Source organism: Enterobacter cloacae complex sp. R_G8 (assembly GCF_024599795.1).
Classification (GTDB): Bacteria; Pseudomonadota; Gammaproteobacteria; order Enterobacterales; family Enterobacteriaceae; genus Enterobacter; species Enterobacter dissolvens.
Genome location: NZ_CP102246.1, coordinates 836,257 through 854,539, shown reverse-complemented (window position 1 = coordinate 854,539; position 18,283 = coordinate 836,257). Strand labels below are relative to the sequence as shown.

Below are 18,283 nucleotides of genomic sequence, written 5' to 3'. Positions count from 1 at the left end.
AGGGTCAGGGTGAGGGCACCAGCCCGTACCCAACTTACAGCGTCACCCCACTCTTAAAGATCGCCAGCTCGCGGAAGTCGTTCTTCTCGTTACAGGTCTGTTTGCCGTTAGCAAACGCTACAATAGTATCCACAAACTCCGTCAGCAGCTGCGGCATCGCTTTGCCGTGAATGAGCTGACCGGCATCGAAGTCGATCCAGTGCTTTTTCTTCGCCGCCAGTTCACTGTTGGTGGCAATTTTGACCGTCGGGACAAACCCACCGTACGGCGTACCGCGGCCGGTACTGAACAGCACCATATGGCAGCCAGCCCCGGCAAGTGCACTGGTGGCAACCGCGTCGTTACCCGGGGCGCTCAGCAGATTAAGCCCGTGCGTTTTCAGGCGTTCGCCATAGCGCAGGACATCCACCACCTGGCTGGCCCCTGCTTTCTGCGTACAGCCCAGTGACTTTTCTTCAAGCGTGGTGATCCCGCCTGCTTTGTTGCCCGGAGACGGGTTTTCATAAATCGGCTGGTTGTGGGCAATGAAGTACTGTTTGAAATCATTCACCATGGTGACCGTTTTCTCAAACGTCGCTTCATCACGGCAGTGGCTCATCAGGATACGCTCAGCACCGAACATCTCCGGCACTTCCGTCAGCACGGTGGTACCGCCGTTGGCAATCACATAGTCTGAGAAGCGCCCCAGCATGGGGTTCGCGGTGATGCCGGAAAGACCGTCCGAGCCGCCGCATTCCAGACCAAACTTAAGCTCGCTCAGTTTGCCCGGCTCGCGTTTGTCGTGACGCATCACCTCATACAGCTGATGCAGTTGCTCAACGCCCGCTTCCACTTCATCGTCCTGATGCTGACACACCATAAAGTGCACACGGTCAGGGTCAAACTCGCCCAGCGTCTCCCGGAAGGCATCCACCTGGTTGTTCTCGCAGCCCAGGCCAATTACCAGCACCGCCCCCGCGTTCGGATGACGCACCATATTTTGCAGCATGGTACGGGTGTTAATATGGTCATCTCCCAGCTGCGAACAGCCGTAGGTGTGGCTGAACAGATGCACGCCGTCAGTGCCTTCGGCATCATGGGTCTCTTTCAGAAAACGCGTCTGGATTTGACGCGCGATCCCGTTCACACAACCGACGGTCGGGAGGATCCACAGTTCGTTGCGGATCCCCACGTCACCGTTGGCGCGGCGGTAGATCTGTACCTCACGATCCGCCGCCTGCTTTTCTTCCGGGTGGAAATCAGGTTGATAGCTGTACTCGTCCAGATCGCTCAGATTGGTGCGCGTATTGTGGGAGTGGATGTATTCACCCGGCGCAATATCCTCCAGCGCATGGCCAATCGGTAAACCGTACTTCACCACGTTCTCCCCTTTCGCAATGGGGAGCAGGGCAAACTTATGCCCACGTCCAATGGCCTGACGTAACGTAACCGACTGATTATCGAAAGTGACGTCCGTTCCTTCGGTCAGATCCGCCAGCGCAACGGCGACGTTATCCAGCGAATGGATTTTGATGTATTGCATATCAACCTCAAACGGCCTTAGTTCAGTTCAATGGCGAAGTAGTCACGCGCATTGTTGAAGCAGATGTTTCTCACCATTTCACCCAGCAGCTGGATATCTGCCGGTGCTTCGCCTGCATGCACCCAGCGGCCAATCATCTGGCAGAGAATGCGACGGAAATACTCGTGGCGGGTATAGGAGAGGAAACTGCGACTGTCGGTCAACATCCCCACAAAGCGGCTTAACAGGCCCAGCTGTGCCAGCTGCGTCATTTGACGCTCCATGCCATCTTTCTGGTCATTGAACCACCAGCCGGAGCCGAACTGCATCTTGCCTGGCATCCCTTCGCCCTGGAAGTTGCCAATCATGGTGCCCAGCACTTCGTTATCGCGCGGGTTCAGGCAGTAGAGAATGGTTTTTGGCAGCAGATTTTGCTCGTTCTGCTTACTCAGCAGTTTAGAGAGCGCTTCGGCCAGCGGACGGTCGTTGATGGAGTCAAAGCCCACGTCCGCGCCCAGCAGTTTGAACTGACGCTGGTTGTTATTACGCAGCGCGCCAATGTGGTACTGCTGTACCCAGCCGCGACGGGCATATTCTGCACCGAGGAACACCAGTACCGCAGTTTTGAACTGGGCGACTTCATGCTCGCTCAGGGATTCGCCGGAGAGACGGCGCGCCAGGATGCTATCCAGTTCGGCTTCGTTAGACTCCGCAAACAGCACCACATCCAGGGCGTGGTCAGAGACTTTACAGCCGTGCGCGGCAAAATGGTCCAGACGTTTGGTCAGCGCAGTTTGCAGATCGGCGAAACGACGAATGTCGGTGTCGGAGACTTCAGCCAGCTTCGCCATATAGTCGCTAAACGTATCGAGTTCAATGTTAAACGCTTTATCCGGACGCCAGCTTGGCAGCACTTTGATATCAAACGCGGTGTCTTTCGCAATAACCGCGTGGTGCTCCAGCGAGTCGATTGGATCGTCCGTGGTGCCCACCATTTTCACGTTCATCTGCTTCATGATGCCGCGCGCGGAGAAGTTATCCTGTGCCAGCAAGTCGTTGCACTGCTCCCAGATCTCATCCGCCGTGGCCGGTGAAAGCAGCTTGCCGGTAATGCCAAACGGACGGCGCAGTTCGAGGTGCGTCCAGTGATAGAGCGGATTACCGATGGTCTGCGGCACGGTAGCCGCCCAGGCGTCAAATTTCTCGCGGTCGCTTGCGTCGCCAGTACACAGGCGCTCCGGGACACCGTTAGTGCGCATGGCGCGCCATTTATAGTGATCACCCTTCAGCCAGATGTCATACAGGTTTTTGAAACGGTAATTTTCGGCTACCTGCTGCGGCGGTAAATGACAGTGGTAGTCGAAAATGGGCTGGTCTTTTGCGTAGTCGTGGTACAGGCGGCGAGCAAATTCAGTGTCTAACAGAAAATCGTCGGTCATAAACGGTGTCATTATCGTCTTCCTCGTAACGGGAGCGGCAGAAAGCTTATGTTCAGATGCTGCAAAGTTATCACACCAATTTCCAGAGCCCGAAGTTTTTTTCGTGAGTTGGATCAATAAACCCGGACAAAAAAATTACCCCAAATGAGGTAAACCCTCCTCCAGACCGCGCCAGCACTGGCTTTACCTGCGCCAGATAATGTCCCTACAAAGAATCATACATTTGTGATGTCACTCACCTTTTAAAGTTGTATGACAAGTTATCTTTTCGCCGTCGCAAACACGCAGCTGACGGAATGCATTACCGGTGGCAGACATCGGATTTAACGGTACGGAAACCGACTTATGCACGCTTACTTATGGCAAGGTTCGGGCCGTTCCGGGACGTTCTCCCGGTTACGCCCCTCCCGTTACACAGCCCTCCCCGAAACCGGTTGAGAGGTTGCCGTGCCCCGGCACGGAAATAACATAACGATGAGGTTTTAGATGCGTAAAATTAAAGGGTTACGTTGGTATATGATCGCACTGGTGACGCTGGGCACCGTGCTGGGTTACCTGACGCGTAACACCGTGGCAGCCGCCGCGCCCACGTTGATGGAAGAGCTGCACATCTCCACGCAGCAATACTCCTACATCATTGCCGCTTACTCCGCGGCTTACACCATCATGCAGCCTGTTGCCGGCTATGTGCTGGACATTCTCGGGACCAAAATCGGTTATGCCTTCTTCGCCATTGCCTGGGCGGTGTTCTGCGGGGCAACAGCGCTGGCAGGGAGCTGGGGTGGCCTGGCGCTGGCACGCGGCGCGGTAGGTGCGGCGGAAGCGGCGATGATCCCCGCAGGGCTGAAAGCCAGCTCTGAGTGGTTCCCGGCAAAAGAGCGTTCCATTGCGGTCGGTTACTTCAACGTCGGTTCGTCCATCGGGGCGATGATTGCCCCCCCGCTGGTGGTGTGGGCCATTGTGATGCACAGCTGGCAGATGGCGTTCATTATCTCTGGCGTACTGAGCTTTGCCTGGGCTATGGCGTGGCTGGTGTTCTATAAACACCCACGCGATCAGAAAAAACTCTCTGAAGAAGAGCGCGAGTACATCATTGGTGGTCAGGAAGCACAGCATCAGACCAACAACGGCAAAAAAATGTCCGTCTGGCAGATCCTGGGAACCCGTCAGTTCTGGGGGATCGCCCTGCCACGCTTCCTGGCTGAGCCGGCCTGGGGCACCTTTAACGCCTGGATCCCGCTGTTCATGTTCAAGGTCTATGGCTTTAACCTGAAAGAGATCGCCATGTTCGCCTGGATGCCGATGCTGTTCGCAGACCTGGGCTGTATTGTGGGGGGTTACCTGCCGCCGCTGTTCCAGCGCTGGTTTGGCGTGAATCTGATCGTCTCCCGCAAAATGGTGGTGACGATGGGCGCGGTGCTGATGATTGGCCCAGGCATGATCGGTCTCTTCACCAGTCCGTATGTGGCTATTGCCCTGCTGTGTATCGGTGGCTTTGCTCACCAGTCGCTGTCCGGTGCGCTGATTACGCTCTCGTCTGACGTTTTCGGGCGTAACGAAGTGGCGACGGCCAACGGCCTGACCGGGATGGCCGCCTGGACCGCAAGTACCCTGTTCGCGCTGGTGGTCGGTGCGCTGGCGGACACGATTGGTTTCAGCCCGCTGTTCGCGGTACTGGCTATCTTCGACCTGATGGGTGCGGTCGTTATCTGGACGGTGCTGAAAAGCAAATCAGCGGACGAACTGGCGAAAGAGTCGCTTGGGGGACCGGCGACACAGAGTTAGCCTTGCTGTGCCGGGTGGCGCTACGCTTACCCGACCTACAAAACCAGCCGCCTCCGGGCGGCTTTTTTCATGGTGAAATCTGGAGAGTGGTGCGCAAAAGTGGTATAACAAATCATCTGCCGTACCCTGCCTGGAGCGCATATGGAAATCACCGAACCACGTCGTTTATATCAACAACTTGCTGCCGAGCTGAAAGATCGCATCGAGCAAGGTGTCTATCTTGTCGGTGACAAACTCCCCGCTGAGCGCTTCATTGCCGATGAAAAGAGCGTGAGCCGCACCGTGGTGCGTGAAGCGATCATCATGCTGGAAGTGGAAGGTTACGTTGAGGTTCGCAAAGGCTCTGGCATTCATGTGATTTCGAATCAGCCTAAACACTCTCCTGTGGCGGACGAAAGTCTGGAGTTTGCCAGCTATGGTCCGTTTGAGCTGCTCCAGGCCCGCCAGCTCATTGAAAGCAACATCGCGGAATTTGCGGCAACCCAGGTAACCAAGCAGGACATCATGAAACTGATGGAGATTCAGGAGAACGCCCGCAAGGAAAAATGTTTCCGCGATTCAGAGTGGGATCTGCAGTTCCACGTTCAGGTTGCCCTGGCGACGCAAAATACCGCGCTGGCCGCAATTGTAGAAAAAATGTGGACTCAGCGCGTTCACAACCCGTACTGGAAAAAACTGCACGATCATATCGATTCTCGAACGGTGGATAACTGGTGTGACGATCACGACCAAATCCTCAAGGCGCTGATTCGTAAAGATCCCCATGCCGCGAAACTGGCCATGTGGCAGCACCTGGAGAACACCAAGCAGATGTTGTTCAATGAGACCAGTGACGACTTCGAATTTAACGCTGACCGTTATCTTTTTGCGGATAATCCGGTCGTTCATCTCGATACCGCCTCAAGTCAGGCAAAATAGATTCCCTTTCTGCTGGCAGGCGCTTCGCTGCGCCTTCCGGCGCTGATGGGTAAGCAAAACATATATAGTGTCAGCCTTTGTAAATCCCCTCGCTCACTTCCAGGGCTTACGCCAAAATCATCACACCCTGCAAATTCTGTGACGCAGAACGTTGGGCTTTGTTACAATTGGATTCAATTCCTTATTTTGTAAGTTAGTGCTTGCTAACCAGCCAATTAACAGGGAACAGTGTTGGCCACACCGCAATGTGTCCGCGAGCGACCATAATGAAATCACAACAATGTCGCCGTGCTGTTTGTCCCGGATAACAGGCGTGACGTTAACCGATTTCCAGGAACACTGAATGGAACTTTTGACCCAACTACTGAATGCCCTCTGGGCTCAGGATTTCGAAACGCTGGCCAACCCTTCCATGATTGGCATGCTCTATTTTGTCTTGTTTATGATCCTGTTCCTTGAGAACGGTCTGCTGCCTGCGGCCTTTTTGCCAGGCGACAGTTTGCTGGTGCTGGTCGGCGTGCTGTGCGCTAAAGGGGCGATGGCATTCCCGCAAACCATTTTGTTACTGACCGTCGCCGCCAGCCTCGGCTGCTGGGTGAGCTACATCCAGGGACGATGGCTTGGCAATACGCGACTCGTGCAGAACTGGCTCTCTCATCTTCCCGCCCATTATCATCAGCGGGCGCACCATCTTTTCCATAAGCACGGACTTTCGGCACTGCTGATTGGCCGTTTTATCGCCTTTGTGCGTACCCTGCTGCCAACCATCGCAGGTCTTTCAGGGCTCAGCAGCGCGCGCTTCCAGTTCTTTAACTGGATGAGCGGCCTGTTGTGGGTGCTGATCCTCACCACGCTGGGCTATGCGCTGGGTAAAACGCCGGTCTTTATGAAGTATGAAGATCAGCTGATGTCATGCCTGATGCTGCTGCCTGTCGTTCTGCTGGTCTTCGGCCTGATTGGTTCGTTGGTTGTCCTGTGGAAGAAAAAATACGGAGCCAGGAGCTAGCAATGGTTATCTCAGCGCTCTCCCTGCGTCGTTGTGCGTATGCCCTGACCGTGCTGGTGCTAATTAGCGCCATGCTTCTGGTCTGGAGCGCGCTTTCGCATCAGGAGTCTACGCTGGCCATTCGCCCGGTGAATCAGGGTGCCAGCGTGCCTGATGGTTTCTCTGTCTGGCATCATCTGGATGCCAACGGGATCCGCTTTAAAAGCATTACGCCGCAAAATGATGTGTTACTGATCAAGTTTGACTCCCGTGCGCAGAGCGCGGCCGCGAAAGTGGTTCTCGACCGCACGCTGCCCCATGGATATATCATTGCTCAGCAGGACGATGACAGCCAGCCTGCGTCCTGGCTGTCGCTGATTCGCGATACGTCGCATCGATTTGGATAATTACCAGGATTCCGAATCTTTTCACTTACTTTGGTGAATCCCCCGTTTACTTACTATGCTTAAGTACGCGGAGCACCCCTCAGATGTTCTCCGCTTAGTCTGGATAGCGGCGTATGCCGCAACACAATGGAAGGTTTCGATAATGAAATTCCGCATTACTCTGGCTCTGGCCCTTTTATCTTTAAGCACTGCATCCTTCGCTAACTCTCTCTGTCAGGAGAAAGAGCAGGATATTCAGCGTGAGATCGGTTATGCCGAAAAGCACAACAATCAGCATCGTGTTGAGGGTCTGAAAAAAGCGCTGAGTGAAGTCAAAGCTAACTGTTCGGACAGCAAACTGCGTGCCGATCACCAGAAAAAAATCGCTGAACAGAAGGACGAAATAGCCGAGCGCCGTCGCGACCTGCAGGAAGCGAAAGAGAAAGGGGATGCGGAAAAAATTACCAAGCGCGAGAGAAAGCTGAAAGAAGCGCAGGACGACCTGAAAGCGCTGGAAGCTCGCGATTATTGAGTTAACGGAAATCTCAACAGGAGAAAATCATGTCAAAAGATACGACGTCTGAACATCTGCGCGCTGAACTGAAATCCCTGGCTGACACCCTTGAAGAGGTGCTGAACTCCTCCGCAGATAAGTCAAAAGAAGAGGTCAGCAAACTGCGCAGTAAAGCGGAGCAAGCGCTGAAAGAGAGCCGTCATCGTCTGGGTGAAACCGGTGATGCGCTGGCGAAACAGACCCGTGAAGCCGCCGCTCGCGCCGACGAATATGTACGCGATAATCCGTGGACGGGTGTCGGTATTGGTGCCGCAGTCGGTGTGGTACTGGGTGTTCTGCTGACGCGTCGTTGATATGGAAGATCCTCGTCACGCACAAGGGCCTGCTAACAACGTCCTCGGCATCGGCCAGCGTATTTTAACGACGCTGGTCGGGATTGCCGAAACGCGCGTCCGGCTGGCAGTGGTAGAACTGGAAGAGGAGAAAGCCAACCTCTTCCAGATGCTGCTGATGCTCGGGCTGACCATGCTCTTCGCCGCGTTTGGTCTGATGAGCCTGATGGTATTAATCATCTGGGCTATCGACCCGCAATATCGACTTAACGCGATGATTGCCACCACCGTCGTTTTGCTGGTTGCGGCACTGATTGGCGGTATCTGGACGATGCGCAAAGCGCGTAAGTCCACTTTCCTGCGCCATACGCGCCAGGAGCTGGCGAACGATCGCGCTCTGCTGGAGGATGACAAGCCGTGAGCGATAAAGCCGAACGTGAAAAGCGAAAAGCCTTTCTGTTAAGTCAGATCCAGCAGCAACGGCTGGATCTCTCTGCCAGCCGTCGCGACTGGATTGACGCGACGCGTCGGTTTGACCGTGGCTGGAACACCTTCCTGAGCCTCCGTTCCTGGGCTCTGGTCGGCAGCAGTGTGATGGCTATCTGGACGATCCGTCATCCGAATATGCTGATCCGTTGGGCCCGACGCGGCTTTGGTGCCTGGAGTGCCTGGCGCCTGGTGAAAGCAACGATTCGCCAGCAGCAGCTTCGCTAGCCTTCTCGCCGGGTGGCGGCGTCGAGGTAAAAGTAAAACGGTAACTCAGGTTACCGTTTTTTGTTTTTGCTCCCTCTCCCTGTGGGAGAGGGCTGGGGTGAAAGCACCAGCTCACCTGCCCTTACTCAATATCTTTGATAAAGATTGACAGTTTTCCTTGCTAACAATCGCCCACCGTCACGTTTATGATGCTCTCCATCGACAGCAAAGACGCGGTATCTACCCGAATTTGCAGACAAATAAAGATCAGCCACTAATGTGGTTTCCTGGAGAGTAAAATGAAAAAATTAGAAGATGTTGGTGTACTGGTAGCACGTATTCTGATGCCAATTCTGTTCATCGTTGCAGGTTGGGGCAAAATCACCGGTTATGCGGGTACCCAGCAATACATGGAAGCCATGGGCGTTCCGGGATTCCTGCTGCCACTGACCATTCTGCTTGAGTTCGGCGGCGGCCTGGCAGTACTGTTCGGCTTCCTGACCCGCACCACGGCACTGTTTACCGCGGGCTTCACCCTGCTGACGGCGTTCATCTTCCACAGCAACTTTGCTGAAGGTGTGAACTCCCTGATGTTCATGAAAAACCTGACCATCGCGGGTGGCTTCCTGCTGCTGGCTATCACCGGCCCGGGCGCATACAGCATCGACCGCGTTCTGAATAAGAAATGGTAAGCACGCTATACTGAATGAACACAAAGCGAGGAGACCTCTCCTCGCTTTTGCTATCTGACGGAGGAGAAAAAAATGGGACAACTCGTAGACGGCGTCTGGCAGGATGTCTGGTATGACACCAAATCCACCGGTGGACGCTTCAAGCGCTCTGTTTCGGCCTTCCGTAACTGGCTCACCGCCGATGGCGCACCCGGCCCCAGTGGCGAGGGTGGCTTTGCCCCCGAGAAAGATCGGTATCACCTCTATGTTTCCCTCGCCTGCCCGTGGGCGCACCGCACGCTGATTGTGCGCAAGCTGAAAGGCCTCGAATCCTTAATTCCGGTGTCGGTTGTGAACCCGCTAATGCTGGAAAACGGCTGGACCTTCGACAGTGATTTCCCTGCTGCGACGGGTGATGACCTTTACCATCATGACTTCCTCTACCAGCTTTATCTGCGTGCCGACCCGCACTACACCGGGCGCGTCACCGTACCGGTTCTGTGGGACAAGAAAAACCAGACGATTGTCAGCAATGAGTCTGCGGAGATCATCCGCATGTTCAACACCGCCTTCGATGCCCATGGCGCGCGCGCCGGTGATTACTATCCGGTTGAGCTGCGAGACAAAATCGATGAGCTGAACAGCTGGATTTACGACAACGTTAACAACGGCGTTTACAAGGCCGGTTTTGCCACCAGCCAGGAAGCCTACGACGAAGCGGTCGGGAAAGTCTTTGAATCTCTTGAGCGTCTGGAGCAGATCCTCGGCCAGCACCGCTACCTGACGGGCGATCGTCTGACGGAAGCGGATATCCGCCTGTGGACGACGCTGGTTCGCTTTGATCCGGTCTATGTCACCCACTTTAAGTGTGACAAACACCGCATCAGCGATTATTTGAACCTGTATGGCTTCCTGCGCGACATCTACCAGATGCCGGGAATTGCCGAAACGGTCGATTTTGACCATATTCGTACCCACTATTTCCGCAGCCATAAAACCATTAACCCGACGGGTATTATCTCTATCGGGCCGTGGCAGGATCTAAATGAACCCCACGGGCGCGACGTTCGTTTTGGATAAATATCGAGGGCATCGTAAGATGCCCTTTTTTAATTCACAATCTGCATCTATCCTTACCTCGATCGCTTAGAAAACAAGTGATTGACTGATAAAAGAGGCAAGGAAATGGATTGGTATTTAAACGTACTGCGCAACTACATTGGATTTGGTGGCCGCGCGCGCCGCAAAGAGTACTGGATGTTCATTCTGGTGAACTTCATCCTCGCTCTGGTGCTGAGCATCGTGGATAAAATTCTGGGCTGGGAGTGGGCGAGCGGGGAAGGCGTCCTTACATCGATTTATGCCATCTTTATTCTGCTGCCATCCTGGGCCGTACAGTTCCGCCGGCTTCACGACACGGATCGTTCCGCCTGGTGGTTACTGCTGCTGTTGATCCCGGTAGTGGGGTGGATCGTGATTTTAATCTTCAACTGTCAGAGCGGGACACCGGGCGAAAACCGCTTTGGTCCGGATCCGAAGATCGGCGCGTAAATTTATGCCCGATGGCGCTTACGCACATCGGGCTTACACTTTTACTTGTTGTGATGCGCAAAGAGCTTTGGAATTTCGCGCAAACACCACGATTTGGCTTCGCCCATGCTGTCGCGACGCCACGCCATAATGATATCCACTTCGCTGGTATATTCCGGGCTGACAACGCGCAGACGCCCTTCAGCAATATCCTTTTCAACAAACGGATACGGCATGGTCGCCACGCCCAGTCCGGCCAGCAATGCCTGGCGCTTATCTTCCAGAGAGGTCACCGTCAGACGCGGCTGTTTATCCAGCAACTGTACCGTTAACACCGGACGCTCACGCGCGGTATCCGCGACCGCCACGCCGCGATACTTCACACGCGTCACTTCAGAAAGCGGCTCCGCCTCCTGGTGAATCGGGTGATTGGGTGCGGCGACGTAGACGTTCATCACGCTGTAGAGTTTGCGGGAGTTGATTTCAGACGATGACCGGAAGTGCATATCCGGCGCAATGACGATATCCGCCCTGCCCGTCTCCAGACGCTCCCACGCGCCTGCCAGCACCTCAGTGATGATTGAGAGCTGCGTGTTCGCTTTGTCTGCCAGCCTGTCCACCAGCGGGAACAGCGCCTCGGTAGGCACCAGAGCCTCAGTGACCAGCGTCAGATGGGTTTCCCAGCCGCGCGCCAGCGCCTCGGCATCGGTTGTCAGTTTATCGGCCGCTTCCAGCAGTACGCGACCGCGCTCCAGCAGCATCCGCCCAACGTTAGTGAATTTTGTTCGATGACCGGAGCGGTCAAAGAGCACCACGTCCAGCTCTTCCTCCAGCTTCTGCATGGTATAGCTGAGCGCAGACGGAACGCGCCCCAGTTCATCTGCTGCGGCGGCAAAGCTGCCGCGCCTGTCTATCGCGTCCATGACGCGAAGCGCCTCAAGCGTCAATGCTCTCTCTTTAGCCATCTCGTTCTCATTCAGGAAATTTGAACATACCCGGCAGAATATCTGGCTAACAATGAAGCGTCCATACCTTTACCATTGTTTTAGTGTAAAGAGAGGTCAAGTTTATGATTACGACAAGAACAGCTAAACAGTGCGGACAAGCCGATTTCGGTTGGCTGCAGGCCCGCTACACCTTTTCCTTTGGACACTACTTTGACCCTAAACTCCTCGGTTACGCTTCACTGCGCGTGTTAAATCAGGAAGTGCTCGCTCCGGGCGCATCCTTCCAGCCGCGTACGTATCCGAAAGTCGATATCCTGAACCTGATCCTGGAAGGCGAGGCAGAATACCGCGATAGCGAGGGCAATCATGTCCAGGCAAAGGCTGGCGAAGCATTGTTAATATCCACACAGCCCGGCATCAGTTATAGCGAGCATAACCTCAGCAAAGACAAAACGCTGACCCGTATGCAGCTGTGGCTGGATGCCTGTCCTGAGCGGGAAAATCCGCTGGTGCAAAAAATCGATCTGCAGAGCGAAAAGCAACAGCTGATCGCTTCTCCGGACGGGAGCAAAGGCAGCCTGCAACTGCGTCAGCAGGTGTGGCTGCACCATATCGAACTGAAGAAAGGTGAACAGGCGAGCTTCCAGCTTCATGGCCCGCGCGCCTATCTGCAATCGATTCACGGTACGGTGCATGCGGTAACGCACACGGAAGAGAAAGAGGCGCTCACCTGCGGCGACGGGGCGTTTATTCGTGATGAAGCGAATATTACGCTGGTGGCTGATACGCCGCTGCGTGCGCTGCTGATTGATTTGCCGGTTTAAAGAATGCCCTCACCTACAGGGCTGAGGGATCCCCACAAAATAATGCGTGCACAAACGGCCCCCTCTCCCTTGAGGGAGAGGGCTGGGGTGAGGGGGAACATACGGCTCTGGTGGTCATTCCGTTCACTTTACGTTGATTGCTACTCTGTAACGACGAAACCTGTGAACGTGTCAGGGCGACTCAGTCGCCACCGCCCTGACGACCCGGGCTCCCGGCCAGAAGGAAATGCCTCAGCGATTTACAGCCGGACCAGGGCATCGCTGTAATTGCTTAATTCTACAGTTAAATGTTAATCGCTTTTGAATGTAAAGATCACTCTGCCAGCGCGTTAGCCATATCCGTTCTAATCTGTTTACGCTGTTCCGGCGTTAATACCTGGCTGACATCAAAGTAATATTTCACGCGGTAATAACGGGTCTGCTCTTCAATTTTGCTGAAGGCGGTAAGCTGGCTTTTCACCGTGCTTTCGTCCCATTTACCCGCCTGGAACATGTCGATCAGCGCACCGTCCTTCACGCCCGTCATTGGGATCTTGCTGACATTTTGTTCCAGCTGCTGATGCAGATCGTCAATCTTTTTAACCTGCTCATTGCTGAGCTTCAGGTGCTGTACCAGCGGATCCTGCGATGGAGACGGGGCTGCCTCAACGTTCGCGGCCTGCGCGGTAAAGCTGCACACCGCCAACGACGCTGCAACCAAAGCAATACGGGTCATTTTCATCATCTTACTGTCCTTACATTTTGTTATGGGGAAAAGCAGGAACATTGTTTTTCAAGAGCGGATGAATATGTGTGAGTAATTATATAAACAATTTTGTATGTTTAGCGGGCAAAAAAATGCCCCCTGCGTTGAGGGGGCATGAGACCTGAATGTCGTCAGATTGATTGCGTAAATGTTCGCGAAATCACATCCTGCTGCTGCTCGCGCGTCAGGGCGTTAAACCGTACCGCATAGCCTGACACGCGGATCGTCAGGTTCGGGTAATTCTCGGGATGCGCGATGGCATCGAGGAGCATTTCCCGGTTCATGACGTTGACGTTCAGATGCTGCCCGCCCTCGATAGCTGTTTCGTGGTGGAAGTACCCGTCCAGCAGCCCCACAAGGTTAGTTTTGCGCATCAGCTCGTCCTTGCCCAGCGCCTGCGGCACGATGGAGAAGGTGTAAGAGATCCCGTCCTTGGCGTAGGTAAACGGCAACTTGGCGACCGAGGTTAACGACGCCACCGCCCCTTTTCTGTCACGTCCGTGCATTGGGTTGGCACCCGGCGCAAACGGCGTGCCGCCCCGGCGTCCGTCTGGCGTGTTGCCGGTCTTCTGGCCGTACACCACGTTCGAGGTGATGGTCAGGATCGACTGGGTAGGCACCGCGTTACGATAGGTTGGCAGCGCCTGAATCTTCTTCATAAAGCGCTCCACCAGGTCACAGGCGATGCTGTCCACGCGATCGTCGTTGTTACCGTACTGCGGATAATCCCCTTCAATGACGAAATCGACCGCCAGACCGGTATGGTCGCGCACCGGCTTCACCGTCGCATATTTAATGGCGGAAAGGGAATCCGCCGCTACCGACAGTCCGGCGATACCGCAGGCCATGGTGCGGTAGACGTCCCGATCGTGCAGCGCCATCAGCGAGGCTTCGTAGCTGTACTTATCATGCATGTAGTGAATGAGATTCAGCGCGCTGATGTACTGTACCGCCAGCCAGTCCATAAAGTGATCGAGGCTCGCCATCACGGTGTCGTAGTCCAGCACGTCATCCAGCAGCGGCTCGGTTTTCGGGCCGACCTGAATCTTCAGCTTCTCGTCCACCCCGCCGTTGATCGCGTACAGCAGCGTTTTGGCGAGGTTGGCGCGGGCGCCAAAGAACTGCATCTGCTTGCCGATCACCATCGGGCTGACGCAGCAGGCAATGGCGTAGTCGTCGCTGTTGAAGTCCGCACGCATCAGGTCGTCGTTCTCATACTGCAGCGAAGAGGTGACGATCGACACCTGCGCGGCGTATTTCTTGAACGCGATCGGCAGCTGTTCTGACCAGAGGATCGTCAGGTTAGGCTCTGGCGCAGGCCCCATGGTGTGCAGCGTATGCAGATAGCGGAAGCTGTTTTTGGTCACCAGCGTGCGTCCGTCCAGCCCCATGCCGCCGATCACTTCCGTCGCCCAGATCGGATCGCCGGAGAAAAGCGTGTCGAACTCCGGCGTACGCAGGAAACGCACCATGCGGATCTTCATGATGAAGTGGTCGATCAGCTCCTGGGCCTGTACCTCGCTCAGGCGCCCGGCCTGCATGTCGCGCTCAATGTAGATATCGAGGAATGACGCGGTGCGCCCCAGCGACATCGCCCCACCGTTCTGGGATTTCACCGCGGCCAGATAGGCAAAGTACAGCCACTGCACCGCTTCCTGGGTGTTTATCGCCGGACGCGAGATATCAAAGCCATAGTTCGCCGCCATCTGCTGGATCTGCAGCAGCGCGCGCTTATGCTCCGCGAGCTCTTCGCGCAGGCGGATCGTCGCCTCCAGATCCTCGCCGCGCTCCAGTTTCCCCTGCAGATCCGCAAACTGCAGTTCACGCTCACGCACCAGATAGCTGATGCCGTACAGCGCCACGCGGCGGTAGTCGCCGATAATGCGCCCGCGCCCGTAGCCGTCCGGCAGACCGGTCAACACGCCGGATTTACGGCAGCGCATCATCTCCGGCGAATACACGTCAAACACGCCCTGGTTGTGGGTTTTGCGCAGATCGGTAAACAGGTATTCGAACTGCGGATCCATCTCGCGGCCGTAGGCTTCAAAAGAGCTGCGGATCATGTTGATCCCGCCGTACGGGTGCAGCGCGCGCTTGAGCGGTTTATCGGTTTGTAGGCCGACGATCGTCTCCAGATCCTGGTCGATATAGCCTGGACCGTGCGCCGTAATGGTTGTGGCAATGTTGGTGTCAAAATCCACCGGAGCGTGGGTGGCGTTCTCCTGACGAATGCCGACCATTACCTTCTGCCACAGCGCCGTCGTTGCTGGCGTCGCCTGCGCGAGGAAAGCTTCGTCGCCGTCATAAGGGGTGTAGTTATGCTGAATAAAATCGCGCACGTTGACGGTGTCTTTCCATTCTTCACCGCGAAACCCGGCCCATGCGTCGCTGTAGGGCGCGACGCCCGTATCGATTGTAACTTTCATCTTATTCTCGCTTTATCAGGCGTAAGCCGCAGCCGGGGTAACCTTCCCAAGACGGAGGGCGTCCAGCGCGATCATTTTTTCTTCGTTGGTAGGGACAACCGCGCAGGCCACGCGGGACGACTCGGTGCTGATGACGCGCTCACCCGCGCTGCCCGGCAGGGCATTTTTGGCGTCGTCGAGGATGATGCCAAACACCGTCAGGCGTTCCGCCACCAGGGCGCGGACAAGCGTTGAGTTCTCGCCGATGCCGCCGGTAAAGATCACCCCATCCAGGCGGTGCAGCGACGCGGCGTGACCGGCAATGTGACGCGCAATGCGGTGCACAAAGGTCTGGATCGCCAGCTGGGCACGTTCATTGCCCGCGTGCCAGGCTTTCTCAAGCGCCCGCAGGTCTGAAGAAATACCGGAGATGCCAAGCAGCCCCGACTCTTTGTTGACCAGCCGCTCCAGGTCCTCGAACGACTGGCCGGTCTGCTGGGCAATCCACGCCATTGCGCCAAAATCCACGTCGCCGCAGCGCGTGCCCATCACCAGCCCTTCCAGCGGCGTCATCCCCATGGAGGTATCCACGCTTTCGCCATTGCGCACCGCGCAGATGGACGCCCCGTTGCCGAGATGGGCAATCACCAGGCCGCTGTCATCGGGGGACAGCCCGAGAAGCGCCTGCGCCTGTCCGGCCACGTAGCGGTGAGAGGTCCCGTGAAAGCCGTAGCGACGCACGCCCAGCTCTTCAAAATAGCGGTACGGCAATCCGTACAGATACGCCTGCGGCGGCAGCGTCTGGTGGAAGCTGGTATCGAACACCGCGACCTGCTGTACGCCCGGGAACAGGCGCTCTGCGGCTTCCACGCCGCTTAAGTTTGCGTAGTTATGCAATGGTGCCAGCGGGGAAACCTGGCGGATCTGCGCAATCACCTCTTCCGTAATCAGGGTCGACTCGCTGAAGAGGTCGCCGCCGTGAGCTATGCGGTGGCCAATTAAGGCCACGCTGCTCATCAGGTTACGCTTCTCCAGCTCCAGGGCGATGGCAGCCAGGGCCCCTTCGTAGTCGTGGTGAGCCAGTGTGGCTGGCTCACCCCCGTTCACGGAAATAAAGGCGTTTTCAGTATTGATACCGTCGGCAATGCCCGTCATCAGGGCATCGCAGCTGCTGGCATCGAGTACCGAAAACTTAACAGAGGACGAACCGCAGTTAATAACCAGTACAACCGGAAACTCATTCATCATGTGACTCCGCTCTTCCTGAGCTTTGGTTAGAACAGTTTGTAAACGATATTCAGAATGGTCAGCAGACCCACAATCGTGACGAAGATGTTCTCCGGTCTGCCTTTGTATTTCGCCATGGCCGGCGCTTTGCGGATGGCATACATCGGCAGCAGGCACAGCAGAGAGGCGATGATCGGCGCACCCATGGCTTCGATAAGGTCAAGAATGTTCGGGTTGGCATACGCGACGACCCAGGTGGACCCCATGATGAAGACCATGCTGATGGTGTTCAGTTTGCCCACCGAGACCTTCTTCTTATCGCCCTTGTAACCGAACTTCAGGATCAGGCCGTTAAGCCCTTCCAGCGTGCCCAGGTAGTGGCCGAAGAAAGATTTGAAGATTGCGACCAGCGCGATGATGGAGGCGCCGTATTCCAGCACCGTCGCAAACGTCGATTTGGTGCCTGACATCGACGCAAAATGGTTCGCCAGATAAGAGAGCACCGGAATGTTCTGCGCTTTGGCATCAGCCATGTTCTGCGGAGAGAGCGTAAACAGGCAGCTAAAGGCGAAGAACATCACCACGGCCACCATCAGCAGGCTGGCGCGGCCGATGATTCTGGAACATTTCTGCTCGGTGAAGTCTTTACCGAACTCCGGTTCGTACTCTTCGCGCTTGGAGACCACAAACGAGGAGACAATCGGCGAGAAGTTAAAGGAGAAGACCATGATGGAGATCCCCAGCCACACCGTCACCAGAATGCCGTCATGGCCGGTGAAGGCGATATCGCTCAGGTTGACCTGGTCGATCACCGCCGAGTTCCAGTAAGGGATCAGCGACAGGGAAATCAGCACCAGACTGGCGATAAACGGGAACACCAGAAAGCTCATGACCTTCACCATCAGATCTTTGCCAAACCAGATCACAAAGGCCATCAGCAGCAGCAGGAACAGCGCCACCACCCCGCGGTTCAGCGCCGGCAGCTGGAGCTGGTTTTCCCAGAAGGTCATAAAGGTGTTGGTAATGGTGACGCCGTAAATCCACAGCAGCGGGCAAATGGCGAAGAAGTAGAGGAAGGTGATGACCACTCCGCCTGTTTTACCAAAATGCTCCTCCACCGTTTCGGTGATATTGCCGGAAACGTTGCTACCGGACAGGCACAGACGCGCCAGCGCGCGGTGGCAGTAGAACGCAATCGGGAACGCGAGAAGCAGCATCAGCAGGATAGGGATCAAGCCGCCAAAACCTGCACGAATAGGGAAGAACAGCACGCCTGCGCCAATGGCGGTACCAAACAATCCCAGCGTCCAGGTGGTGTCTGACTTACGCCAGGAGGACGTTTTTGTCTGGCCAACGATAATGCTTTCAGTGTTGCTCATAG

At 55.6% G+C, this 18,283-nt stretch carries 19 protein-coding genes; 12 read left to right on the top strand and 7 right to left on the bottom strand.

Features of this window, described 5'->3' with window-relative positions; all coding sequences use genetic code 11:
- Window positions 1–34 precede the first annotated feature (34 nt).
- Together NQ842_RS04085 and uxaC are read right to left on the bottom strand one after the other, a co-directional pair.
- Window positions 35–1,522: a UxaA family hydrolase gene (locus NQ842_RS04085; RefSeq protein ID WP_014833386.1), complete on the bottom strand. Its 1,488-nt coding sequence runs from the start codon at window positions 1,520–1,522 to the stop codon at window positions 35–37.
- A gap of 17 nt (window positions 1,523–1,539) precedes the next feature.
- Window positions 1,540–2,952, bottom strand: a complete 1,413-nt coding sequence (gene uxaC, locus NQ842_RS04080; RefSeq protein WP_014833387.1) for a glucuronate isomerase — start codon at window positions 2,950–2,952, stop codon at window positions 1,540–1,542.
- A gap of 474 nt (window positions 2,953–3,426) precedes the next feature.
- On the opposite strand from uxaC, the gene NQ842_RS04075 reads away from it, so the two are divergent.
- The 11 genes from NQ842_RS04075 to NQ842_RS04025 all read left to right on the top strand — a co-directional run bounded on the left by NQ842_RS04075 (window position 3,427) and on the right by NQ842_RS04025 (window position 10,775).
- On the top strand, window positions 3,427–4,725 hold the full coding sequence (locus NQ842_RS04075; protein WP_063427168.1) for an MFS transporter: 1,299 nt from the start codon (window positions 3,427–3,429) through the stop codon (window positions 4,723–4,725).
- A gap of 141 nt (window positions 4,726–4,866) precedes the next feature.
- Window positions 4,867–5,643, top strand: coding sequence for a transcriptional regulator ExuR (exuR, locus tag NQ842_RS04070; protein WP_014833389.1), 777 nt, complete (start codon window positions 4,867–4,869; stop codon window positions 5,641–5,643).
- Between the two features lie 343 nt (window positions 5,644–5,986).
- On the top strand, window positions 5,987–6,649 hold the full coding sequence (gene yqjA / locus NQ842_RS04065; protein WP_014833390.1) for a DedA family general envelope maintenance protein YqjA: 663 nt from the start codon (window positions 5,987–5,989) through the stop codon (window positions 6,647–6,649).
- A gap of 2 nt (window positions 6,650–6,651) precedes the next feature.
- Window positions 6,652–7,035, top strand: coding sequence for an EnvZ/OmpR regulon moderator MzrA (gene mzrA / locus NQ842_RS04060; RefSeq protein ID WP_047361235.1), 384 nt, complete (start codon window positions 6,652–6,654; stop codon window positions 7,033–7,035).
- A gap of 142 nt (window positions 7,036–7,177) precedes the next feature.
- Window positions 7,178–7,546 (top strand): DUF1090 domain-containing protein, encoded by a 369-nt coding sequence (locus NQ842_RS04055; protein WP_014833392.1) that lies wholly within the window; start codon window positions 7,178–7,180, stop codon window positions 7,544–7,546.
- Between the two features lie 29 nt (window positions 7,547–7,575).
- Window positions 7,576–7,881 carry a YqjD family protein gene (locus NQ842_RS04050; RefSeq protein ID WP_014833393.1) on the top strand — a complete coding sequence of 102 codons (306 nt, stop codon included), beginning with the start codon at window positions 7,576–7,578 and terminating at the stop codon, window positions 7,879–7,881.
- Window position 7,882: 1 nt separating this feature from the next.
- Entirely contained in the window at window positions 7,883–8,281 is a 399-nt protein-coding gene (locus NQ842_RS04045) for a phage holin family protein (RefSeq protein WP_013098867.1), read from the top strand.
- Window positions 8,278–8,574, top strand: a complete 297-nt coding sequence (locus NQ842_RS04040) for a YqjK-like family protein (RefSeq protein ID WP_013098868.1) — start codon at window positions 8,278–8,280, stop codon at window positions 8,572–8,574. Before NQ842_RS04045 ends, NQ842_RS04040 begins: the two co-directional genes overlap by 4 nt.
- A 278-nt stretch (window positions 8,575–8,852) precedes the next feature.
- Complete coding sequence (locus tag NQ842_RS04035) at window positions 8,853–9,245, top strand: DoxX family protein (RefSeq protein WP_014833394.1); 393 nt, start codon at window positions 8,853–8,855, stop codon at window positions 9,243–9,245.
- Between the two features lie 72 nt (window positions 9,246–9,317).
- On the top strand, window positions 9,318–10,304 hold the full coding sequence (locus NQ842_RS04030) for a glutathione S-transferase family protein (protein ID WP_014833395.1): 987 nt from the start codon (window positions 9,318–9,320) through the stop codon (window positions 10,302–10,304).
- A 105-nt stretch (window positions 10,305–10,409) separates the two neighbouring features.
- Window positions 10,410–10,775 carry a DUF805 domain-containing protein gene (locus tag NQ842_RS04025; protein ID WP_014833396.1) on the top strand — a complete coding sequence of 122 codons (366 nt, stop codon included), beginning with the start codon at window positions 10,410–10,412 and terminating at the stop codon, window positions 10,773–10,775.
- 41 nt (window positions 10,776–10,816) lie between these two features.
- Here the strand turns inward: NQ842_RS04025 and NQ842_RS04020 are convergent, their stop codons facing one another.
- Window positions 10,817–11,719, bottom strand: a complete 903-nt coding sequence (locus tag NQ842_RS04020) for a LysR family transcriptional regulator (protein WP_014833397.1) — start codon at window positions 11,717–11,719, stop codon at window positions 10,817–10,819.
- A gap of 104 nt (window positions 11,720–11,823) precedes the next feature.
- Here NQ842_RS04020 and NQ842_RS04015 point away from each other — a divergent pair, with 104 nt between their 5' ends.
- Window positions 11,824–12,525, top strand: a complete 702-nt coding sequence (locus tag NQ842_RS04015) for a pirin family protein (protein ID WP_013098873.1) — start codon at window positions 11,824–11,826, stop codon at window positions 12,523–12,525.
- A gap of 313 nt (window positions 12,526–12,838) precedes the next feature.
- Here NQ842_RS04015 and NQ842_RS04010 read toward each other — a convergent pair whose 3' ends face one another.
- The 4 genes from NQ842_RS04010 to tdcC form a co-directional block, all read right to left on the bottom strand.
- Complete coding sequence (locus tag NQ842_RS04010) at window positions 12,839–13,249, bottom strand: Spy/CpxP family protein refolding chaperone (protein ID WP_047361231.1); 411 nt, start codon at window positions 13,247–13,249, stop codon at window positions 12,839–12,841.
- 152 nt (window positions 13,250–13,401) lie between these two features.
- Window positions 13,402–15,696, bottom strand: coding sequence for a formate C-acetyltransferase (pflB, locus tag NQ842_RS04005; protein ID WP_257256516.1), 2,295 nt, complete (start codon window positions 15,694–15,696; stop codon window positions 13,402–13,404).
- Between the two features lie 15 nt (window positions 15,697–15,711).
- The gene (tdcD, locus tag NQ842_RS04000) at window positions 15,712–16,920 is read right to left on the bottom strand and encodes a propionate kinase (protein ID WP_257256902.1); all 1,209 of its coding nucleotides are present in this window, start codon (window positions 16,918–16,920) and stop codon (window positions 15,712–15,714) included.
- A gap of 29 nt (window positions 16,921–16,949) precedes the next feature.
- Window positions 16,950–18,281 carry a threonine/serine transporter TdcC gene (gene tdcC, locus NQ842_RS03995; RefSeq protein WP_014833401.1) on the bottom strand — a complete coding sequence of 444 codons (1,332 nt, stop codon included), beginning with the start codon at window positions 18,279–18,281 and terminating at the stop codon, window positions 16,950–16,952.
- Window positions 18,282–18,283: the final 2 nt, after the last annotated feature.